The sequence below is a fragment of the Actinomadura livida genome (assembly GCF_014648675.1).
Lineage (GTDB): Bacteria > Actinomycetota > Actinomycetes > Streptosporangiales > Streptosporangiaceae > Spirillospora > Spirillospora livida.
This window is the reverse complement of the sequence record NZ_BMRO01000006.1, coordinates 200,690-221,430: the sequence shown is the minus strand read 5'-3', so window position 1 is coordinate 221,430 and position 20,741 is coordinate 200,690. Positions and strand designations below refer to the sequence as shown.

At 71.7% G+C, this 20,741-nt stretch carries 15 protein-coding genes; 10 read left to right on the top strand and 5 right to left on the bottom strand.

The window, feature by feature from the left end; translation table 11 throughout:
• The first annotated feature begins 43 nt into the window (after positions 1–43).
• The 6 genes from IEZ03_RS16250 (at position 44) to IEZ03_RS16225 (ending at position 10,815) form a co-directional block, all read left to right on the top strand.
• Positions 44–2,032, top strand: a complete 1,989-nt coding sequence (locus IEZ03_RS16250) for a CRTAC1 family protein (RefSeq protein WP_184883645.1) — start codon at positions 44–46, stop codon at positions 2,030–2,032.
• Positions 2,029–3,015, top strand: coding sequence for an enediyne biosynthesis protein (locus tag IEZ03_RS16245; RefSeq protein ID WP_184883647.1), 987 nt, complete (start codon positions 2,029–2,031; stop codon positions 3,013–3,015). The genes IEZ03_RS16250 and IEZ03_RS16245 overlap by 4 nt, the downstream gene beginning before the upstream one ends.
• Entirely contained in the window at positions 3,012–8,795 is a 5,784-nt protein-coding gene (locus IEZ03_RS16240; protein WP_184883649.1) for a type I polyketide synthase, read from the top strand. The genes IEZ03_RS16245 and IEZ03_RS16240 overlap by 4 nt, the downstream gene beginning before the upstream one ends.
• A 5-nt stretch (positions 8,796–8,800) precedes the next feature.
• Entirely contained in the window at positions 8,801–9,250 is a 450-nt protein-coding gene (locus IEZ03_RS16235) for an acyl-CoA thioesterase (protein WP_184883651.1), read from the top strand.
• On the top strand, positions 9,247–9,777 hold the full coding sequence (locus tag IEZ03_RS16230; protein ID WP_184883653.1) for a flavin reductase family protein: 531 nt from the start codon (positions 9,247–9,249) through the stop codon (positions 9,775–9,777). The genes IEZ03_RS16235 and IEZ03_RS16230 overlap by 4 nt, the downstream gene beginning before the upstream one ends.
• Positions 9,778–10,002: 225 nt before the next feature.
• Positions 10,003–10,815, top strand: a complete 813-nt coding sequence (locus IEZ03_RS16225; protein ID WP_229808329.1) for a hypothetical protein — start codon at positions 10,003–10,005, stop codon at positions 10,813–10,815.
• 120 nt (positions 10,816–10,935) lie between these two features.
• Here the strand turns inward: IEZ03_RS16225 and IEZ03_RS16220 are convergent, their stop codons facing one another.
• The gene (locus tag IEZ03_RS16220) at positions 10,936–11,754 is read right to left on the bottom strand and encodes a class I SAM-dependent methyltransferase (RefSeq protein WP_184883657.1); all 819 of its coding nucleotides are present in this window, start codon (positions 11,752–11,754) and stop codon (positions 10,936–10,938) included.
• A 64-nt stretch (positions 11,755–11,818) separates the two neighbouring features.
• Positions 11,819–13,120 carry an ABC1 kinase family protein gene (locus IEZ03_RS16215; protein ID WP_184883659.1) on the bottom strand — a complete coding sequence of 434 codons (1,302 nt, stop codon included), beginning with the start codon at positions 13,118–13,120 and terminating at the stop codon, positions 11,819–11,821.
• 143 nt (positions 13,121–13,263) lie between these two features.
• On the opposite strand from IEZ03_RS16215, the gene IEZ03_RS16210 reads away from it, so the two are divergent.
• Positions 13,264–14,298, top strand: coding sequence for an alpha/beta hydrolase (locus IEZ03_RS16210; RefSeq protein ID WP_184883661.1), 1,035 nt, complete (start codon positions 13,264–13,266; stop codon positions 14,296–14,298).
• Between the two features lie 95 nt (positions 14,299–14,393).
• Here the strand turns inward: IEZ03_RS16210 and IEZ03_RS16205 are convergent, their stop codons facing one another.
• The 3 genes from IEZ03_RS16205 to IEZ03_RS16195 all read right to left on the bottom strand — a co-directional run bounded on the left by IEZ03_RS16205 (position 14,394) and on the right by IEZ03_RS16195 (position 17,161).
• Complete coding sequence (locus tag IEZ03_RS16205) at positions 14,394–15,125, bottom strand: hypothetical protein (RefSeq protein WP_184883663.1); 732 nt, start codon at positions 15,123–15,125, stop codon at positions 14,394–14,396.
• A gap of 57 nt (positions 15,126–15,182) precedes the next feature.
• On the bottom strand, positions 15,183–15,836 hold the full coding sequence (locus IEZ03_RS16200) for a winged helix-turn-helix transcriptional regulator (protein ID WP_229808328.1): 654 nt from the start codon (positions 15,834–15,836) through the stop codon (positions 15,183–15,185).
• A gap of 98 nt (positions 15,837–15,934) precedes the next feature.
• A complete protein-coding gene (locus IEZ03_RS16195; RefSeq protein ID WP_184883665.1) occupies positions 15,935–17,161 on the bottom strand; it encodes an acyl-CoA dehydrogenase family protein in 1,227 nt (408 codons plus the stop codon).
• Positions 17,162–17,434: 273 nt separating this feature from the next.
• On the opposite strand from IEZ03_RS16195, the gene IEZ03_RS16190 reads away from it, so the two are divergent.
• From IEZ03_RS16190 to IEZ03_RS16180, 3 genes are all read left to right on the top strand, one after another.
• The gene (locus tag IEZ03_RS16190; protein ID WP_184883667.1) at positions 17,435–18,316 is read left to right on the top strand and encodes a maleylpyruvate isomerase family mycothiol-dependent enzyme; all 882 of its coding nucleotides are present in this window, start codon (positions 17,435–17,437) and stop codon (positions 18,314–18,316) included.
• 199 nt (positions 18,317–18,515) lie between these two features.
• Complete coding sequence (locus tag IEZ03_RS16185; RefSeq protein WP_184883669.1) at positions 18,516–19,985, top strand: hypothetical protein; 1,470 nt, start codon at positions 18,516–18,518, stop codon at positions 19,983–19,985.
• A gap of 50 nt (positions 19,986–20,035) precedes the next feature.
• Positions 20,036–20,686, top strand: coding sequence for a DUF6461 domain-containing protein (locus IEZ03_RS16180; protein ID WP_184883671.1), 651 nt, complete (start codon positions 20,036–20,038; stop codon positions 20,684–20,686).
• Positions 20,687–20,741: the final 55 nt, after the last annotated feature.

Here is a 20,741-nt window from a genome sequence, read left to right as displayed (position 1 = left end):
GACTGACACCAGCGGATTCGCGCATGTGGAGAGGTAGTACGTGATGTCCCTGCTCAACGGGTGGGCTCGTCGGAACCGCGCCGGCCTGGTCGCCATCGTCTTCGTCCTCGTCATGTTCCACCTCTCCCGGCTGCCGCCGGAGTCCGCCGCGCGGACCAGGAGCATCGCCGACTCGTTCCGCTTCGCGGCGCTCTCGGTGGCGATGCCCGCCGGGTATCCGCAGCAGACCGTCCGGCGGGTCAACAAGGACTACAAGAACATCGAGGCGTGGATCTCCTCGGTCGGCGCGGGGGTCGCGATGAACGACCTCGACGGCGACGGCCTGGCCAACGACCTCTGCATCTCCGACCCGCGCACGGACCGGGTGGCGGTCACCCCGGCGCCGAGCGCCGCGTCGGCGGGCCGCTACCAGCCGTTCATGCTCGACACGGCCGGCCTGCCGATGGACCGGATCATGGCGCCGATGGGCTGCGTCCCCGGGGACTTCAACGAGGACGGGCGCATCGATCTCGCGGTCTACTACTGGGGCCGCACCCCGATCCTGTTCCTGGCCCGCGAGGACGCCGCCGGGCTGTCCGCCGGCGCCTACCGCCCGGTCGAGCTCGTACCGCCGAAGGCCGGCGGCGGCTACCGGGGGCCGCGCTGGAACAGCAACGCCTTCGTGGTCGCCGACTTCGACGGAGACGGGCACGACGACATCTTCGTCGGCAACTACTTCCCGGACGGCCCCGTCCTGGACGACCGGGTCAGCGGCGGCGTGACCATGCAGGACTCCATGTCCCGCGCCTACAACGGGGGCGGCGACCACATCCTGCGGTGGACGGGCGCCACGTCGGGCGCGGCCCCGGGCGTGCGCTACGCGGAGGCCGCCGGCGCCTTCGGCGACGTCCCGTCCCGCGGCTGGCCGCTCGCGGCGGGTGCCACCGACCTGGACGGCGACCTCCGGCCGGAGCTCTACGTCGCCAACGACTTCGGCCCCGACCGGCTGCGCCACAACCGCTCGACCCCGGGGAAGATCCGGCTCATCGCGGTCAACGGGAAGCGCACCGCCATGACGCCGAAGTCCAAGGTGCTCGGCAGGGACTCCTTCAAGGGCATGGGCGTCGATTTCGGCGACCTGGACGGTGACGGCCGCTACGACATCTTCGTCAGCAACATCACCACCTCGTACGCCCTCCAGGAAAGCCAGTTCGCCTTCGTCGACACCACCCGGAACCAGGCCGACCTGCGCAGGCGGCTGCAGGACGGTACGGCGCCGTTCGCCGACCGGAGCGTTCCGCTCGGGCTCGCCTGGAGCGGCTGGGGGTGGGACGCGAAGACGGCCGACTTCGACAACGACGGCGTCCTGGAGGTCGTCCAGACGACCGGCTTCGTCAAGGGCAAGGTCAACCGGTGGGCGCAGCTGCAGGAACTCGCGACCGCCAATGACGCGCTCGTCGCCTCGCCGTACTGGTGGCCCCACGTGCGGGAGGGCGACGACATCGCGGGCGACCAGGCGCCCGCGTTCTTCGCCCAGGGCGAGGACGGCCGCTATTCCAACATCAGCGACGAGCTCGGCATGGCGATTCCCATTCCCACGCGCGGTGTCGCCACCGGGGACGCGGACGGCGACGGCAGGCTCGACCTCGCCATCGCCCGCCAGTGGGACGAACCGCTCTTCTACCGCAACGACGGCCCCGCGTCCGGCGCCTCCCTCGCCCTGAGGCTGATCCACCCGCCCGGTCCGGGGAAGAAGGCGGCAACAGGGGCGGAGGGCGACGCGCTGCCGGCTCCCGGCTCGCCCGTCGTCGGTGCCCAGGTCACGGTGAAGACCGGCGGACGCACGCTGCGGGGCAGGGTCGACGGCGCCAGCGGACACGGCGGGAAACGCAGCCACGAGGTCTTCATCGGCCTCGGCGACGAGCACGGCCCGGTCACGGCGCACCTGGCGTGGCGCGATCGCACAGGCCAGGTCCGCGAACAGGATCTCACGCTCGCCCCGGGGCAGCACGTGCTCCAGCTGGGCGCGCACGCCCAGGAGGTGACGTCATGACCAAGCCGGCTCGTGACCCCAGGATCATCGCTCTCCGGAACTTCGCCGCCTCGATCTCGGTCTTCAACGTCTTCGGATACCTCCTCCTCGGCTTCGAGCAGCCCCCGGCATGGCCGTTCATCGCGATGGCCACGGCCTACGCGCTCGAACTGCTGCTGGAGACGATCGGGGCGCGCGGCGAGCAGCGGGCTCCGCGGTTCCTGGGGAACGGTCTCCGCGGTCTCGTGGAGTTCCTCTACCCCGCGCACATCACGGCGCTCGCCGTGAACATGCTCGTCTACGTCAACGACCGCGTGTCCCTCATGATCTTCGGCGTCGTGGTGGCGATCTCCGGGAAGTGGCTGCTGCGCGCGCCCGTCCGGGGCCGCATGCGGCACTTCATGAACCCGTCCAACTTCGGGATCGTCGCCATCCTGCTGGTCGCCCCGTGGGCGAGCGTCGCGCCGCCCTACCAGTTCACCGAGCACGTCGCGAACCCGGTCGACTGGATCATCCCGGTCGCCATCATCGTGCTCGGCACGATGCTGAACGGCATGCTCACCAAGCGGATGTGGCTGATCGGCGCATGGGTGGCCGTCTTCGCCCTCCAGGCGGTCGTGCGCGGCGTGCTCTTCGACACCTCGATACCGGCGGCGCTGGGCACGATGACCGGGGTGGCGTTCGTGCTCTTCACGAACTACATGCTCCCCGATCCGGGCACGACCCCGCTCCGCCCGCTCTCGCAGGTCGCCTTCGGCGGCGGCGCGGCCGCCTTCTACGGGCTCGTCACCGGATTCCACATGGTGTACGGCCTCTTCTTCGCCACGGTCCTGGTGTGCCTCACCCGCGGCGCCTTCCTGTGGGCCCTCCACATCGCCGCCCGCGCCAGGGACGAGCGCGAGGCGGCGGAGGAGCGGCAGGCCGCGGCCGTGCTGTCCGACGCCGCCGAGCCCGCGCTCCCCGTGCCCTCGCCGAACGAACGGGAAGCCGAGGTCCGGGCATGATCAGGCTGGCGATCGTGGGCATGGGGTGCCGCTACCCGGACGCCGCATCGCCGCGGGAACTCTGGGAGAACATCCTCGCCGGGCGACGCGCCTTTCGCGGGCTGCCCGGCGAGCGGATGCGCCTCGACGACTACTGGTCGGACGACCCCGCGGCCCCGGACCGGTTCTATGCCCGGACGGCCGCGGTCATCGAGGGGTACGAGTTCGACCGGATCGGGTTCCAGATCGCCGGCAGCACGTACCGGTCGACGGACCTCACCCACTGGCTGGCGCTGGACGTCGCCGCCCAGGCGCTCGCCGACGCGGGGTTCCCGCGCGCGGAGGGCGTTCCGCGGGAACGTACGGCGGTCGTCGTGGGCAACACGCTCACGGGCGAGTTCAGCCGGGCCGGGATGATGCGGCTCCGCTGGCCGTATGTCCGCCGCACCCTGGCCGCCGCGCTCAAGGGGGAGGGCTGGGACGACGCGCGGCTGGCCCCGTTCCTCGACTCCTACGAACGGGCGTACAAGAGCCCCTTCGCGCCGGTGGACGAGGACACTCTCGCCGGCGGGCTGTCGAACACCATCGCCGGCCGCATCTGCAACTACTTCGACCTCAAGGGCGGCGGCTACACCGTCGACGGCGCGTGCTCCTCATCGCTGCTGTCCGTCGCCACGGCGGCCCGGAGCCTCGTCGACGGGGAGGTGGACGTCGCCATCGCGGGGGGAGTCGACCTGTCCATCGACCCCTTCGAGATGATCGGCTTCGCCAAGACCGGGGCGCTCGCCAGGAACGAGATGCGGGTGTACGACCGCGGCTCGAACGGCTTCTGGCCGGGTGAGGGCTGCGGCATGGTCGTCCTGATGCGCGATGCCGACGCCCGCGCGGCGGGACGGCGGATCTACGCCGCGATCGCCGGGTGGGGGATCTCCTCGGACGGGAAGGGCGGCATCACCCGGCCGGAGATCGGCGGCTACCGGCTGGCGATCCGGCGGGCCTACGAGCGGGCGGGCTTCGGCGTCGACACGGTCGCGATGTTCGAGGGGCACGGCACCGGCACGCCGGTCGGGGACGCGATCGAGCTCCGGGCGCTGTCCATGGCCCGCCGCGCCGCCGACCCGGCGGCGCGGCCCGCGGCGATCGGCTCGATCAAGGGCATGATCGGCCATACCAAGGCGGCGGCGGGCGTGGCGGGCCTGATCAAGGCGGCGCTGTCCGTCCACCACCGGGTCGTGCCGCCCTCGACGGGATGCGTCGACCCGCACGAGGAGCTGACCGGCGAGCGGCCCGCGCTGCGCGTGCTCCGCAAGGCCGAGCCGTGGCCGTCCGGCCTGCCGGTCAGGGCCGGAGTGACCGCGATGGGCTTCGGCGGGATCAACACCCACCTGGTGCTGGACGGCGGAGCCCCGGCGCGGTCCGCCCCCCTCGATCCGCCGACCCGGGCCGCGGCGTCGTCCGTCCAGGACGCCGAGCTCCTGCTGCTGGACGCGGACGGCCCGGCGGAACTGCGGGACCGGCTCGCCCGGCTGCTTCGCCGCGTCCCCCGCCTGGCGTACGCCGAGCTCGCCGACCTGGCCGCGGTGCTGCAGCGCGAGCTGCGGGAGCGTCCGTACCGGGCGGCGCTCGTGGTCTCCTCGCCGGCGGACGCCGAGCGGAAGCTCGCCCGGGCCGTCGGCGCGCTCGACGAGGGCCGCGTCGACCTGGTCGACCCCGCTTCCCCGGTCTTCCTCGGCCACGCCACCCGGCCGGCGCGGATCGGCTTCCTCTTCCCCGGGCAGGGTTCGGGGAAGGGCACGACCGGCGGCGCGCTCGGGCGGCGGTTCGCCGAGGCCGCGGAGGTGTACGCGCGCGCGGCGCTGCCGTCCGGCGGGGATCTCGTCGCCACGGCGGTGGCCCAGCCGCGCATCGTGACCGGGTCGGCCGCGGCCCTCCGGGTCCTGGCGCGGCTCGGGGTGCGCGCGAGCGTCGCCGTCGGGCACAGCCTCGGCGAGATCTCCGCCCTGCACTGGGCGGGCGTCATGGACGAGGACACCCTGCTGCGCGCGGCGGTCCGCCGCGGCGCCGCGATGGAGCAGCACGGCCGGACGGGCGCCATGGCGGGCATCGCGGCGGGGGCGGCGGCGGTCGAGCGGCTGATCGGCGGGGAGCCGGTCGTGATCGCCGGCTACAACGGCTCCCGGCAGACCGTGATCGCCGGTCCGGCGGAGGCGGTGGAGCGCGCCGGCCGGGCCGCGGCCGCGGAGGGCCTGGTCTGGGCCAGGCTGAAGGTGTCGCACGCCTTCCATTCGCCGCTGGTGGCCCCGGCCGCCGACGCCTTCGGGGAGTTCCTCTCCGGTGAGCGGTTCGGCCCGCTGACCCGGCGGGTCGTCTCCACGGTGACCGGCGCGGAGCTTCCGGCGGACGCCGACGTGCCCGCGCTCCTTCGCAGGCAGATCACCCACCCGGTGCAGTACGGGCCCGCGATCCTTGCGGCGGCCGACCACGCCGACCTCTTCGTGGAGGTCGGGCCGGGCCGGGTGCTCACCGCGATGACGAGCGACATCACGGATGTACCGGCCGTCGCCACCGACACCGACGACGAGTCGCTGGCCGGTTTCCTGGGCGCGGTGGGGGCCGCTTACGCCATGGGCGCGGAGATGGACCATGGCGCCCTCTTCGCGGGCCGCCTCGTACGTCCGCTGGACCTGGACGCCGAGCACGCGTTCTTCGCCAGCCCATGCGAGGCCGTGCCCGAGGAAGCGGTGCCCTCCTTCCGGGAGGAGCCCGCCGAAGAAGCACGGGAACCGGTGGAAGCCGAGGCCGGTTCCGAGGCGGACGACAGCGTGGATGTTCTGCGGCGCCTCCTCGCCGAGCGGGCCGAGCTGCCGATGGGGACCGTGGACGAGGACAGCCGTCCCCTCGACGACCTGCACATGAGCTCCATCACGGTCAGCCAGGTGATGAACGACGCCGCCCGCAAACTGGGACTGCCCGCCGCCCAGGCGGCGGTCAATTTCGCCACGGCATCGGTGCGGGAACTGGCCGACACCCTCGACACTCTCGCCGGCACCGCGCACGCGTCGGACGGGAGACACGACCCCATTCATGGGGTGGCGCCGTGGGTCCGGCCCTTCGCCGTCGAGCTGGTGGAAGAGGACGTCCCCGCACCCGAGGACGGCGAGGGCAACGGGCGGTGGGACCTTTACGCACCCGACGACCACCCGATCGCCGAGTCACTGCGGCACGCCCTGCAGAACGGCGGTGTGGGCTCCGGGGTGCTCATCTGCCTGCCGTCCGGCTGCGCGGTGCCGGACCTGGAGGCGGCGCTCGTCGCGGCCCAGGACGCCGTGGTCGGCTCGCCGGGAGACCGCCTGGTCCTCGTCCAGCAGGGTCCCGGCGCGGCTGGGCTGGTGAAGACCGCCCACCTGGAGGCGCGGCGGATCCGCACCACGATCGTCGACATCGCGCCGACGCCGGCGGCGGTCGAGCGCGTCCTGGCCGAGGTCGCCGGGACCACCGGATTCACCGAGGCCCACTACTCCGACGACGGGACCCGGCGGGTTCCGGTCCTCCGCCCGCTGGCAGTCCGCGCCGATGCCGGCGCGCCGCCGCTCGGCCCCGGCGACGTCCTGCTGGTGACCGGCGGCGGCAAGGGCATCACCGCCGAGTGCGCGCTCGCCCTCGCCGCCGACACGGGCGCGCGGATCGCCGTCCTCGGCCGGTCCGACCCGGAGCGCGACGCCGAACTCGGCGGGAACCTGGCGCGGATGCGCGCGACCGGAGCCTCGGTCAGGTACGTGCGGGCGGACGTCGCCGACCCGCGCGCGGTGCGTGCGGCGGTGAGCGGGATACGCGGGTCGCTGGGGCCGGTCACCGCGGTGCTGCACGGCGCGGGCCGCAACGAGCCCGCCGCGCTGCGCAACCTGGAGATGCCCGACCTGCTCGCCACCTTCGCGCCCAAGGCGGGCGGCCTGCGGGCGGTGCTGGACGCGGTCGAGCCGGACGAGCTCCGGCTGCTGGTCACCTTCGGGAGCATCATCGGCCGGGCCGGACTGCCCGGCCAGGCGGACTACGCCGCCGCCAACGACTGGCTCGCCGCCCTCACCCGGGACGTGCCGCGCACGCACCCGGGCTGCCGCGCGCTATGCCTTGAGTGGTCGGTGTGGAGCGGGGTCGGCATGGGCGAGCGGCTCGCCGTGGTGGAGTCGCTGGCGCGCGACGGCGTCAGCCCGATCACGACGGGCCAGGGGATCGACGTCCTGCGCCGGCTGCTGGCCGACCCGGACGTCCCGCCCGTCGTCGCGGTGACCGGCCGCACCGGGCGACTGGACACCCTGCGCCACGAGTCCGCCGACCTGCCGCTGCTCCGCTTCGTCGACCGGGTCCTGGTGCACTACCCGGGGGTGGAGCTGGTCACGGAGGCCGACCTCACGCCCGGCAACGATCCCTACCTGGAAGACCACAGCCTCGACGGCAACCTCCTCTTCCCGGCCGTGCTCGGCCTGGAGGCGATGGCCCAGGCCGCGGCCGCCTGCGGGGGGAACGAGGGCGTGCCCGTCATCGAGCGGGCCGAGTTCGCCCGCCCGATCGTGGTGCCCCCGGACGGCGCGACGACGGTCAGAGTCGCGGCGTTGGCGACCGGCGGGGAGACCGTGGACGTCGTCATCCGCAGCAGCGAGACCGGCTACGGGGCCGACCATTTCCGGGCCACGGTGCGCTTCGCCGCACCAGAGGCCACGGTCGGTGGGGAAGGGCCCGTCTCACTCGACGGGGAGTTGCCGCCGGTACCGCTCGACCCAGGACGCGACCTCTACGGCGACGTCCTGTTCCAGGGCAAGCGGTTCCAGCGCCTCCGGCGCTACCTGCGGGTCGAGGCGCACCGCGCCGAGGCCGCCGTGGCCACCAGCGACGCCTCCGGCTGGTTCGGCATGTTCCTCCCCGGCGACCTGCGGCTCGGCGACCCCGGTATGCGCGATGCCGTCATGCACGGGATCCAGGTCTGCGTGCCCGACGCGACCCTGCTGCCCGTCGGTATCGAGCGGCTCCGGCCGTACGCGACCGCCGGGGAACCGGCTGACGGGGAGTTGGCGTTCACCGCCACCGAGCGGAGCCACGCGGACGGCACCTTTGTCTACGACGTCACCGTCCGTGCCCCGGACGGAACCGTCGTGGAGCAGTGGGAGGCATTGCGGCTGCGCGCCGTGCGGCGCAGGGACGGCCGCGGGCCGTGGGCCCCGGCGCTGCTGGGTCCGCTGCTGCAACGAGGTCTGGCCGATGCGCTCGGGACGAGGATCGCCGTCGCGGTCGAGCCGGACGCGGGGGAGACCCGCCGGCAGAGCACGGCCGTCGCGGTGGGCCGGGTCCTCGGCCGCCGCGCCGACATCCTCTACCGGCCGGACGGGCGGCCGGAGGTGCCCGGCGCCCCGGCGGTGTCCGCGGCGCACGGAGCGGGGCTGACGCTGGCGGTCGCCGGCGAGGAGCCCCTGGGCTGCGACCTGGAGCCCGTGGTCTCCCGGAGCGGCCGCGAATGGCAGGATCTGCTCGGCTGGCACTCCAGGGTCGCCGGTCTGCTGGCCGGCGAGGACGCCGGCGGGCACGGCGGCGACGCGGACCTCGCCGCGACCCGGGTCTGGTGCGCGATCGAATGCCTGCAGAAGGCCGGGGTCGCGCTGCCCGACGCGCCGCTGACGCTGCTGCCGCCGCGCGGGGACGGGTGGAGCGTGCTGGCGGCGGGCGACATCCGGGTCGCCACGTTCGCGACCACAGTGCGCGATGTGGCCGAACCGGTCGTCTTCGCCGTTTCGACGAAAAGGAAGTGCTGACAACCGTGGAGCACTACTACGAACACCGGCATGTGGTCGGATTCGAAGAGACGAACCTCGTTGGAAACGTCTATTACGTCAATTACCTGCGCTGGCAGGGGCGGTGCAGAGAGATGTTCCTCAAGGAGCGCGCACCGGCGGTGCTCGATGAACTGCGGGCGGATTTGAAGCTGTTCACGGTGAGCGTCGAATGCGAGTTCTTCGCCGAACTGACCGCCTTCGACGAACTCGCCATCAGGATGAGCCTCGCCGAGCTCACCCAGACGCAGATCGAGTTCGTCTTCGACTATGTGCGGATCGAGCGGAACGGGGAGGTGCCCGTCGCCAGGGGCCGGCAGCGCGTGGCCTGCATGCGCGGCGAGAACGGCCGGACCCTCCCCGCCCGCATCCCGCGGCCGCTCGCACTGGCCCTGGCGCCGTACACCGCGGCCGCGCGCGCGACGGTGCTTCCGTGACCGGCCGGGCCGCGCCGGTCGTCGCGCCGGCCGTGGCGGGCGACTCCAGGCTGTTCCGCACGGTGCTGGGCGCCTTCGCCACCGGCGTCACCGTCGTCACGGTGGGCGGCGCCCGCCCGCACGGGATGACCGCCAACGCGTTCGCCTCGGTCTCCCTCGACCCGCCGCTCGTCCTCGTCTGCATCGACCGGAAGGCCATCATGCACGAGGTGATGGCGGCCGCCGAGTACTTCGCGGTGTCCGTCCTCGCGGCCTCGCAGGAGGGCGTCGCCCGGCACTTCGCCGACGACTGGCGCCCGCAGGGACGGGCCCAGTTCGAATCGGTCGACTGGTCGCCCGGCGAGGTGAGCGGCGCGCCGCTGATCCGGGGCGCCGCCGCCTGGCTGGAGTGCGCGCTGTGGCGCAGCTACGACGGGGGCGACCACACGATCGTCCTCGGCCGGTCGCTGGCCATGGGCCGCCGCGCGGACGAGGACGCCCTGCTGTTCCACGGCGGCCGCTTCCGGCGGTTCGCCGAGGAGACATGAACACCGCAATTTATCAATAATTCGACGCACTAAATTCGTTACAATTCATCCGAACCGTCGGACGGGACGTCCTCCCTGGAGGCTCGCATGGTCAAAGGCGAATCTGGTACGCGAACGCGGCAGCCTGTTGTCGCGCCGCAACAATTCCCGGCCCGCCGGGGCCGCATCATCGCACTCAGCGTACTGGCCGGATTCCTGCTCACCGTCGTCTGGTCCGCGGAATTCGTGGACCGGACCATCGGCGACAACGTGGCCAACACGATGCTCGGTCACGACGCGAAGGAGACCCCCATCTCCGGCATTCTCGCCGGGATCGCGTTCGCGTTCGCCTCCGGCCTCGGCGGCACGTTCACCGCGTGCAACATCGCGGCCTTCGGCGCCGTCGCGCCCCTGCTGGGCGAGCGGCCGTCGGTGCGCAGCCGGCTGCTGGCGACGCTGCGCCCGCTCGGCTGGCTGTCGGCCGGCATGATCACCGTGTCCGCCGCCTACGGCTTCATCGTCGGGCTCGTCGGGACGCACATGCCGCAGTTCTCGACGGCGCCGTCCGGCACCGGCCTGTCCCCGCGGAGCATCCAGTCGATGATCGTGTTCGGTGTCATCGGCCTGGTCCTCATCTATCTCGGCCTCGCCGCGCTGGGCGTCGTGAAGGACCCCATGGCGCGGATCTCGGAACGCTTCCCGCACGCCCGGATGGTCCTGATGGGCGTGCTGATCGGGGGCTTCCTCATCGGCCGCCCGTTCGCGATGTTCCGGCAGCTCTTCCGGGACGCGGCCGAGAGCCACAACCCGCTGTACGGAGCCCTCGCCTTCACGCTCCAGTCCGTGGGCAACATCCTGATCCTGGCGGTCATCTTCATGGCCCTCGCCCTGCTGGCGGGCAGCCGGATCCAGCGCTGGTTCGCCGCCAAGCCGGCCCGGGCCGCCGTCATCACGGGTGTGGCCTTCCTCGTGGCGGGCGTCTTCACGTTCCTCTACTGGGACGTTCGTCTCCTGGCACGCCGAGAGCTGATCTGGTACCCCGTCGCCCCCTGGGCGTGAGATCGCGGCCGAACTCGCCGGAGCCACCGGGCGACGAACAGGGGCCGGGCCGTCCGCGCTGGACGGCCCGGCCCCTTCGTTCGGTGACGCCGGACGCGCGGCGCGCACCCGCGCCGCCGGTCAGGCCTTGACCGCCACCAGCTCCAGGTACTCGGCGCGGGCCACCAGGGTCCCGTCCGTGGCGCGGTTGACCCGCTCGTACTCGGCGACCGCACCCTCGGTCAGCTGCCGCAGGGCCTCCGGGGGCAGGGACCTGGTCGCGAAATGCCAGGGCGCGAGATGCCCGGCCATCAGCTCGACCTGGTCCGTCGCCGACCGCGCGCACATCTCGTGCACCCGGACGGTGGCGCTGAGCGAGGCCACCCGGTCGCCGAAGAGCTCCCGGCAGTGCTGCTCGCCGCCCCACGCCACCGGCGGCGCGGGCCGCGGCGCGGGCTTCGCGGGCTTCGGCATGACCGACGCCATGACCCGCTGGAGCCGCGCCACGATGCCGTCCGGGGTCCAGTTCGCCATGGCGATCCGCCCGCCGGGACGGCAGACCCGCAGCAGCTCGCCGGCCGCGCGCCGCTGGTCCGGCGCGTACATGGCCCCGAAGCTCGACATGACCACGTCGAATGCGCCGTCCTCGAACGGCAGCTCCTGCGCGTCCGCGACCTCCACCTCCAGGGCGAGGCCCTCCACCGCCGCGCGGCGCGACGCGGTCTCCAGCGCGCTCGCCGCGATGTCGGTGGCCGTCACCCGCGCGCCGCGCCTGGCCGCGGCGAGGGCGCTGTTCCCCGTGCCGGCGGCGACGTCCAGGACGCGGTGCCCGCTGTGCACGTCCGCGGCCCGGGCCAGCAGTTCGCTCACCAGGAGGTCCTGCACCGCGATGGGGTGGTAGTCGACCGCCGTCCACATCTGGCGCGTGCGTTCGGCCATGGTCTGCGTTGGCGTTGCCATCCTGACTCCTTCTGAAATCGGATGAATTTCCGACTTTCCAGTTAAGGGTCGCGTTATCGAAAACCTATGGCAAGGCAATGCGCCGCTGCTCATCCGGCGGCTCGGCGAGCAGGCTCTCCATGACGTACGGCGCCGCCTCGATCTGGAAGTCCATCGTCGGATGGTGCTCCTTCACCAGCCCTTCGAGACTGAGCAGGCAGAGCATTGGGAAAATGAACTCCGGTTCGGCGAAGAGCCCGCAGCGGCGCTGAATATCGAACAGCTCCACGCAGAAGACCGACAGGTTGAAATCCCGGACCCGCGCCCCCGTGTTCCGCTTGACCAGGTCGGCGACCGCGGTGCGGAATTCGTCGATGGCCGCGGCCGACGTCGCCCCCCGCACGGTCGCGTGCAGGATGTCGGCGCAGCCCTCGCCGTCTCCCTCGATCATGCCGCCGAAGAACCCGGTGAAGCTCCGGGCCGCCTCGGCGCCCAGCGTGTAGGTGAAGCCGGCGTCGAGGAGCACGACCGTCCCGTCGGGCCGGAAGTACGTGTTCCCCTGGTGCAGGTCGACGTGCACGAAGCCGCCGGAGAACAGCAGGTGGTACACGGCCCGGACGAGGACCGCGACCTCCTCCTCGCGGACCCGCGCCGGCAGCCGCTCGATCGAGGCGTGCGCCAGCCCGTCGACGAACTCCATGGCGATCACGCCGTCCCCGCAGAGTTCCGGGACGACCGCGGGAACCCGCACCTCGGGCATCTGCGCGAGCAGCTCCTTCATCCGCCGCAGGCTGTCCGCCTCGGCGGCGAAGTCGAGCTGCCCGACCAGGCACCGCCCGATCTGCTCGGTGATCTCGGCGACCGGCACCCGGCGGAAGGCGGGGACCCTGGTCACGGCCCTGGCCAGCACGCCCATGATGGCGAGGTCCGCGCCGATCGCCTCCTCGACGCCGGGGCGGCGGACCTTGAGCGCGACGGTGCGGCCGGTCAGCCGCACCCGGTAGACCGACGCGATCGAGCCGCTGGCCACCGGCGGGCGGGCCAGCGCGTCCGCGATCTCGCCGGGCAGCGGGCCGAGGGCGCGGCGCACGGTGCCGGCCGCCGCCGCGGCCGTCATCGGGGCCACCTCGTCGTGGAGCCGGTTGAGCCCGCCCGCCACGGTCGGGCCCACCAGGTCCACCCGGGTCGCCATGATCTGGCCCGCCTTGATGAACGCGCCGCCCAGCCGTTCGATCAGCCGGACCAGCTCGGCCGTCAGCCGCCGGGCGCGCGCGGACCGCCGCGCCGTGAGCACGATGACGGCCATGCGCCCGCCGGCGAGCAGGCACAGCCCGCAGATCCGCGCCAGCCGGCGACCGATTCGGAGGTAAGTCGACCGGCCGTTCATATCAATTCCTCTCCCTGGCGGACTTCAATGACAGCACCGGCCTGCAGTCAAACACCGCCAATGGCCATTCATCAATGTTGCGGTTATGTTTGACCGGCATGCCGATAGCCCGCCGGGCATGCATACGGCCCAGGAGGATGGAAATGCTTCCGTGGTCAGCCGGAATGTCCGGCCGTCTCGACGAGCACGTATTCGAGAGCGAGCTGCTTCGCGGCAATCCGCTGGACGACCCATGGCGGCGCCCGCTGTGGGTGTACGTCCCGCCGTCCTACGAGGAAATGCCGGACCACCGCTACCCGGCCGTCTACATGCTCCACGGATACCTGGGGCACGTGGAGATGTGGCGCAACCGCGCGCCGTTCCGCAAGACGTTCGTCGAGGCGGTGGACGAGCTGTTCGCCTCCGGCGCGGCACCGCCGGCGATCGTCGTGTACGTCGACGCCTGGACCGCCTACGGAGGAAGCCAGTACCTGGACTCGCCGGGCACCGGCCGCTACCACTCCTACCTGTGCGACGAGATCGTGCCGTGGGTCGACCGGCACTACCGGACACTCGCCCACCGCGACCACCGCGGCACAGCCGGGAGGTCGAGCGGCGGCTACGGGGCGATGATCACCCCGATGCTGCGCCCCGACCTCTTCGGCGGGCTCGCCTCGCACGCCGGGGACGCCCTGTTCGACTACACGTGCGTGGCGAAGTTCCTCGGCTGCATCCGCTTCCTGCGGCCCTACGACGGGGACATCCAGCGCTGGTGGAAGGAGTTCCGGCAGCGCGGCGTCCCGGCGACGCCCGCGGACCGCTCCCTGCTCATCCTGTACGGCGTGTCCGCCTGCTTCTCGGCGCGGCAGGACGGCACGCCCGAGATCCCCTTCGACCCGCTGAGCGGCATGCTGATCCCGGAGGTCTGGCAGCGCTGGCTGGACCTGGATCCCGTCCGGATGGTCCCCCGGTACGCCGGCGAGCTGCGGTCGATGCGGGGCATCTGGGTGGACGGCGGAGCAGCCGACGAGCACTACCTCGACCTCGGCGCGCAGGCGTTCGACCGGGCCCTCACCAGGGCGGGCGTCCGGGAGGAGACCGTCCACTACGAGCTCTTCCCGGGCGGCCACGGCGACCTGGACCGGCGCCACCTCATGTCACTGGACTGGCTCGCCCGCCGCCTCGCACCGGACCGGTGAGCGGGCCGTCCCGCGGCGTGCCCGGCCCGGGTGGCGCGAGCCGCTCGATTGCGAGACTTCCGAGGTTGAACGGTTCTCCATGACCCGCCGCGCGCTCAGGCGGCCCGACCGTCCAGCGCCGCCTCGATGGTCTCGCCGAGCTCGTCCGGCCCGGTCTCGAACGCCGCCGCGGGGACGTCCACCGGCTCGGTGGTGCGCCGCAACTCCGTCCAGTGCCCGGTCTGCGGACGGGACACCCGGATGCGCCGGGGCAGCCGGCCGGTGTCCGGATCGCCCAGCTCCAGGACCTCCCACCGCCGGACGGGCGTGCCGAGCCGCTCGACGGCCCGCGCCACGACCATGCGGGTGGACCGGTCGGTCGCCTCGGTGACGGTCAGCCCCGGGGTGCAGGACGGCCCGGGGTAGCTGCGGGCCGAGGCGCCGTCCCACCGGCTCCACGAGATGTCGGCCGGCGCTCCTTCCCGGCCGGGGCCGAGGCCCGGGTAGCGCCAGGCCATGAGGTCCAGGTAGCCGATGTCGGTCAGCGGCAGGCACCCGAGGACATGGCGCTCCACCAGCTGGATCGGCGTCTTCATGGTGGGCACGTAGGTCACGACGCGGCAGCTGCCCGCCGCCGCGTCCTCGGTGATCCACACGTGGGTGCCGGCGAGGGTCGCCGGATGCGAGACGAGCAGCACCGTGACGGCCGTGTGCCCGCCGAACCGGCGGCCGATGAGGTAGCGCATGTTCCGCTGCCCGATCGTTGCCTCCACGGAGAACGCGTAGGACTCGCGCGTGCCGACGCTGAGGTTCGGCGGGTCCGGCTCGCGAACGTACGCCTCAGTCACCGGTACCTCCCTTGTACGCGTCTCGCACGACCTGTGCGCGCATGGTGAGCGGCTCCTCTAGGCCATCAGGCCGAGCAGGCGCGAGCAGCGGATGATCGCGTCCTCGGCGCCGTCCAGGACGAGGCGGTTGGTCAGCGTGGCCTCCAGCGGGTTCAGCAGCCCGGCGCCGATCTTGACGAAGGTGACCGAATCCGTGGTGAGGACGAGCGCGGGCTCGGTGGTCGCCTTCCCGTGGACGACCGTCGCCCCGCCGTCGAGCACCTGCACGTGGAAGACCTCGTCACCGATCCGGAACTCGTACTGCTCGTCCGGTCCCGCCATGTCCCGCTGGATCATCGCCTCGATGGCGAGCGCCGCCCACCGGGGGCGGACGATGTCGCCGGGGAGGGGCTCGTCCAGCGTGCCGAGGCCCCAGCGGGCCAGGGCGAGCACCGTCTCCCGCAGGCCCTCGCCCTGCTCGGTCAGCTCGTAGACCCGGAGTTTCGAGCCCGCGCGGGGCCGCTGGCGGACGATCCCGCACGAGGTGAGGAACTTCAGCCGGTCGGCCAGCAGGTTCGTGCCGATGCCCGGCAGGTTGGCGAGCAGCTCGTTGTAGCGGCACGGCCCGGCCAGCAGCTCCCGGACGATCAGGAGCGTCCAGCGCTCGCCGACGATGTCGAGCCCGGCGGCCAGACCGCAGTACTGGCCGTAATTGCGGCGATGCTGCTTCACGACCGTGACCTCCGGTGGACTCGCTTGCCGACCATGCTCCACCACGGACCTCCCGGCCGCACCGCGTACCGGGGGCCCGAACCGGCGAGCCGGCCGGCTCACGTGTAGAAGGACGGCTGAGGCAGTTCGCCGAGCAGCGTGTACCGTCCGACCTCACGTGCCTTGTAGGCCACCGGGTCATGCAGGCTGTGCGTCCTCAGGTTCCGCCAGAACCGGTCGAACCCGTACGCCGCGGAGGTCGACCTGGCGCCCATCACCTCGAAGACGCGGGTGCACACGTCGAGCCCGTCCCGGATGATCCGCTGCTTGGCCGCGGAGATGCGGACCGCCGTCTCTCCCCGCATCTCCATCGTGACGGCCTCCCGCGGCCCGTGCAGCAGGCCGGAGAGCCGCTCGTTGACCTGCTCGATCAGCGCCTCGGCCGCCCACAGCTTGGAGCGGAAGTCCCCGTACGCCTCCAGGATGTACCACTCGTCGGTCGCCGCGTCCTTGTCGTCGCCGCCGTACGGCCAGGGCCGCGTCTTGGTGCGGGTGTATTCGGCGGCCGACTCCATGGCGCCTTCCGCGATCCCGAGATACAGGTTCGTCATGACGAGCTGGAGCGTGAGAAGTGAGAGCGAGCCGTACACCATGGGCGTGCTCTTCTTCTCGGCGTCGCCGATGGCGTCGTTCCACGGCACGATCAGGTCCGTGGCGGTGATGCTGCCCGATTCCGTCAGGCGCTGGCCCATGTTGTCCCAGTCGTGGTTGTAGACCAGGCCCGGCGACTTCGAGTCCACGATGACGAAGAGCCTGCTGCCGTCCTCCAGCGCGCAGGTCAGGCAGGTCAGGTCCGACACCAGGCTGCCCGAAGCGAACGACTTGCCGCCGTTGAGCCGGAGAGCGTCCCCTTCGTCGGTCGCGACGATGTCCTTGTCCCTGGGATTAATGGCGCCGCCGTAGAAATAGCGGTTGCGCGTATAACGCTCTTCGTCGCGGGCGATCTGCTCCTCCGTGCCGAAGAAACGCGTAGCCCAGGACCACAGATAGTGGTACCCCAGCAGCTGGCCCACCGAGCCGTCCGCCTTGGACACCTCCCTGCACACCCGAAGCGCCGTCGTCCAGGTCTCCCCGCCGCCGCCGTGCGCCGCCGGGCCGAGCAGCGTCACCAGCCCGCTCTCCTTCAGCAGCTCGACCTCCCGGTAGGGCGCCTTTCCGTCCCGGTCCCGCTGCGCGGCGTCGCCGGCGAGTATCCCGGCCACCCGGCGCGCGCGGTCAATCCACTCGCCGGGCGTCGTGGGATCGCCGCCCAGTTCCCCGGTCTGCCGCTCGGTGGTCGTGGTCATGATCCGCGTCCTTCTCAAAAGCGGGCCGGCGTTTCCGCTGACCCTTTGCAAGGAAATGAGATATTGCGGAGCCTAGAACCTGCCCATGAATATCGTCAAGAAAGCTCAGGCCGGTGCATTTCTGAAAAGGTCATTGCTGAACACTTGCCCCTGACCCGCCGACACGGCTAGTTTCATCGCACACGGGCACCCGCGGTATGCGCGGTGACCCCGCCGGCCGCACATGCGCGCCACCGGCGGCGCGACGGGAGGATGCCCATGTGTCCTGCGACGATGGACCGGCAGTCCGCCGATTGGCCGCCGGTGATCTCCGAGGAGTCATGGACAAGGGTCCGTACCGCCCTGGAAGCCGCCACCGACCGATTCGCGAACCTGGTCTCGTCAGTGCCGGACCCGAACGTGAGAGCGACGTCGGAATGGTCCGTCACCGACGTCGCCGCACACGTCACCAATATCGCCGGGCTCTACGTCCCGATAACGTCCACCGATCCTGAGCGCGCTCCGGAGACGAGGCCGCCCGGCCGCATGGCCGACACCACGCTGGACACCGTGGCGGAAATGAACGCGGCCGATCTGCGGGAACTCACCGAACGAGACCCCGGGAGACTCGCCGACCTGCTGCGCGAGAGAATCGGCGCCCTGCTCTCGGCAACCGCCGAGACCGCACCGGATACGCCGCTGCCGTGGCTGGGAGGCTCCCGCGTACCGGCCGCCGGGCTGCTCGCCCATCTGCTCAACGAGATCCTCATCCACGGACGCGACATCGCACGTGCCGTGCGGCAGCCATGGTCCATCCCGCCGGAGGACGCGGCATGGTTCCTGGAGTTGTTCTTCGTCGGAGTCACCACCTACGGAGCCGGTCACATCCTGGAAATCCCGGAGACCGGTGAACCGGTGCGGACCGGCCGGCTGGTGGCGGAGTTCCGCTCCCGCCACACCACACCGGTCACCGTCGTCGTCCACAACGGCCGGGTCACGGTCGAACGCCCCGGCCGCAGACCCGACGTACGCGTCTCGTTCGACCCGGTGACGCTCAACCTGATGCTGTTCCACCGCGTCGGCAAGCCGCGGGCGGTACTCACCGGCAAGGTCCGGATCCGCGGCCGGCGCCCCTGGCGGCTGCGCTACTTCTTCCGCACCATCCGCATCCCGTAACGATCCCCGTATTTCCTGAACGGGTCCTACGGCCGTTGCCGGACCGGGGTCAACTCCCGACCGGATCCGTTCCTTTCGCGCACCGGGCCGACCTGCGTGGTTCGCGTGGGCCACGAGCCGGCACGGATCCGTGAAGCCGTTCTGAAGCCGTTCTGAAGCCGCCCGGCGGTTTGCTGCGTGGGTTGGCAACCCCCCGGCCATGCAGGAATTGCGGACGGGACGGCAGGACGGAGAAGCGAAGCCCATGGGTCCGCAGAGGCCGAAAAGGCCGATCTCGGTGTTCAGCAGTCACATTGCCCGTTGCCTGCTTGCATCACTTCTCCTGCTGACGATGGCCTCGGTCGTGATTCCGGGTGCCGCGGCAGCGGACGCGAAACCGAAGGCGCCTGCCTCACCGGAAAAGCGTTCCACTCCCACCCAGCCTGTCACCGAGTGTTTCGATGAGACGCCGAAACGTCATCGCATCTGCGTCAGGGGATGGTCGGGCGAGGCTGCCGCCCGCCGGGCCCAGCAGGTACGGCGGCGCCATCCGGAGATGTTCCGGGATGCCACCCGGGAGAGCGCCGCGGCGGTGGAGCCGGCCGCCTGCGGATTCGGTTCGCCGTGGACGTTCGACCCGGACCCGGAGCGGTTCCTGTCGTGCGGCGAACTGTGGTGGGAACTGTTCGCCTACGAAACCAACGACGACGGCACGGTGGAAATCACCGGCTCCCTCAACCTGAACAACCGGCAGTGGAACGGCTATGGCCGCACCAGCACGGCGTGGACCCACGGCCTCACCATTCGCGTCCTGGAAGGGCGCGGCACGCTGGCCACCGGAAGCCCGGTCGTCATCACCTCGCTGTGCGGGACCGCCGCCGGCCCGAACTGCCGGGTGGCGGACACGGCCCGGCCGGCCTCCCTCACTCCTGGCTCGGTGCATTCCTTCGAATGGACCGAAGAGGCAGTCGGTCTCGCGCCCGAGTCGGCGGAGGGGAACGTGGTCGGGCAGGAGAACCTCGGCGTCCGGTTGGCGTCGGACGACGCGTCCGGGACACCGTGGGAGTTCGACGACAACGAGCTGTGGGGCCGCTGCGACAACGCCCTCGGCGGCCAGCCCCCGGGATGCGTCAACCCCTATGCCACGCCGACCATGCTGGTCGAACGGGTGCGATACGGCGCCGCGGCCGAAATGATCGCGTGGGCCCAGCAGAACCTGGAAGGCGCCTGGGGCGTGGAGGACGGCGGTCGGCCGCTGCACCGGCTCACCGGGCCGCTCAGCGAGGACAACCGGGAGATCATGTGCGGCCGGCTGTCCGGTTTCGTCCGGGACCCCGTCCTCGACGCCGCGCTGAGCACCTACAACGACCAGGACACCTGCGACGAGTTCCCGTTCGCCAGCACGTACGAGAGCGGCCCCATGGAAGAGGACGTCAACGGCGATGACAAGCCGTACGTCACGACAGGGGCACAGTGCGCGCAGGTGACCGCGTACCAGACCGCCAGTACCGGGGATCTGCCGACCGACTTCGCGAGGGTGCGGGTCTCCGGTGATCCGACCGGCCGCGAGCTCTGCATACGCGGACACATTCCCGGCCGCCTCAACAGCGGTGTCGGGGGCAAGTACATCGCCACCATCAACGAGTTCCGGATTCTCGACCGGGACGCGTTCTGGCTCACCGTCCAATGAATGGTTCCGCGGCGCCGCCGGTGCATCGATGCCGGAGAACGGGAGACGGCATGGTCGGGCCATCGGTGCATCCCGCCGAGGCGCAATGGGGCTGGATCCGGCGCCGGCTGCCCCTGGCCGGCTGTCTGACCTTCGTCCGCGACAGATCACCGGAACAGCTCGTCGATCATTTCGACTGCGACGCTCGAACCGCCTCCATGAGAACGCTCGCGCGGGCGATGCAAGAACACCGGGACCGGGACCATGTGCGGGCCGGCCGTTCCGGTGAATGGGCCTTCGCGATCGAGCCGCGCTCCCTCGCCGGATACCTCGACGGGGTCGCCCGGCGCCTGTCCGCCGGCACCGAGGCGGCGGTGGTGTCGTGGACGGCCAAACCGACGGACTATTTCGGCTTCTTCGTGGACGGCGCCCTGGCCACAAGTTTCGAACCGGTCGACCCCAGCCGGCGCGATGGAGCCACTCCCGACCGTTTCCTGCCCCAGTTGAGCGAGTTCGGCCCGGGGCGACCGGTGCCGCGCCTCCCCTCGGGGCGAAGGGATCCGCGAGCGCTCAGCCGCCGACGCCGCGACCCTGTCGTCGAAGCCCTGGCGGTGCTCACCCTGGCGGAAGGCGTCCTCGTTCCCGAAGCCCTCGCCATCGGCCCGCTCCTAACGTGCCCGTACCGCTCGCGGCCCCCCTCGCCGACCGCCGGGACCTCATGAACGCGCCACCCGGTCCGGCGGGACGGCCGATCCATTCCGATTCTCTGAATGTCAT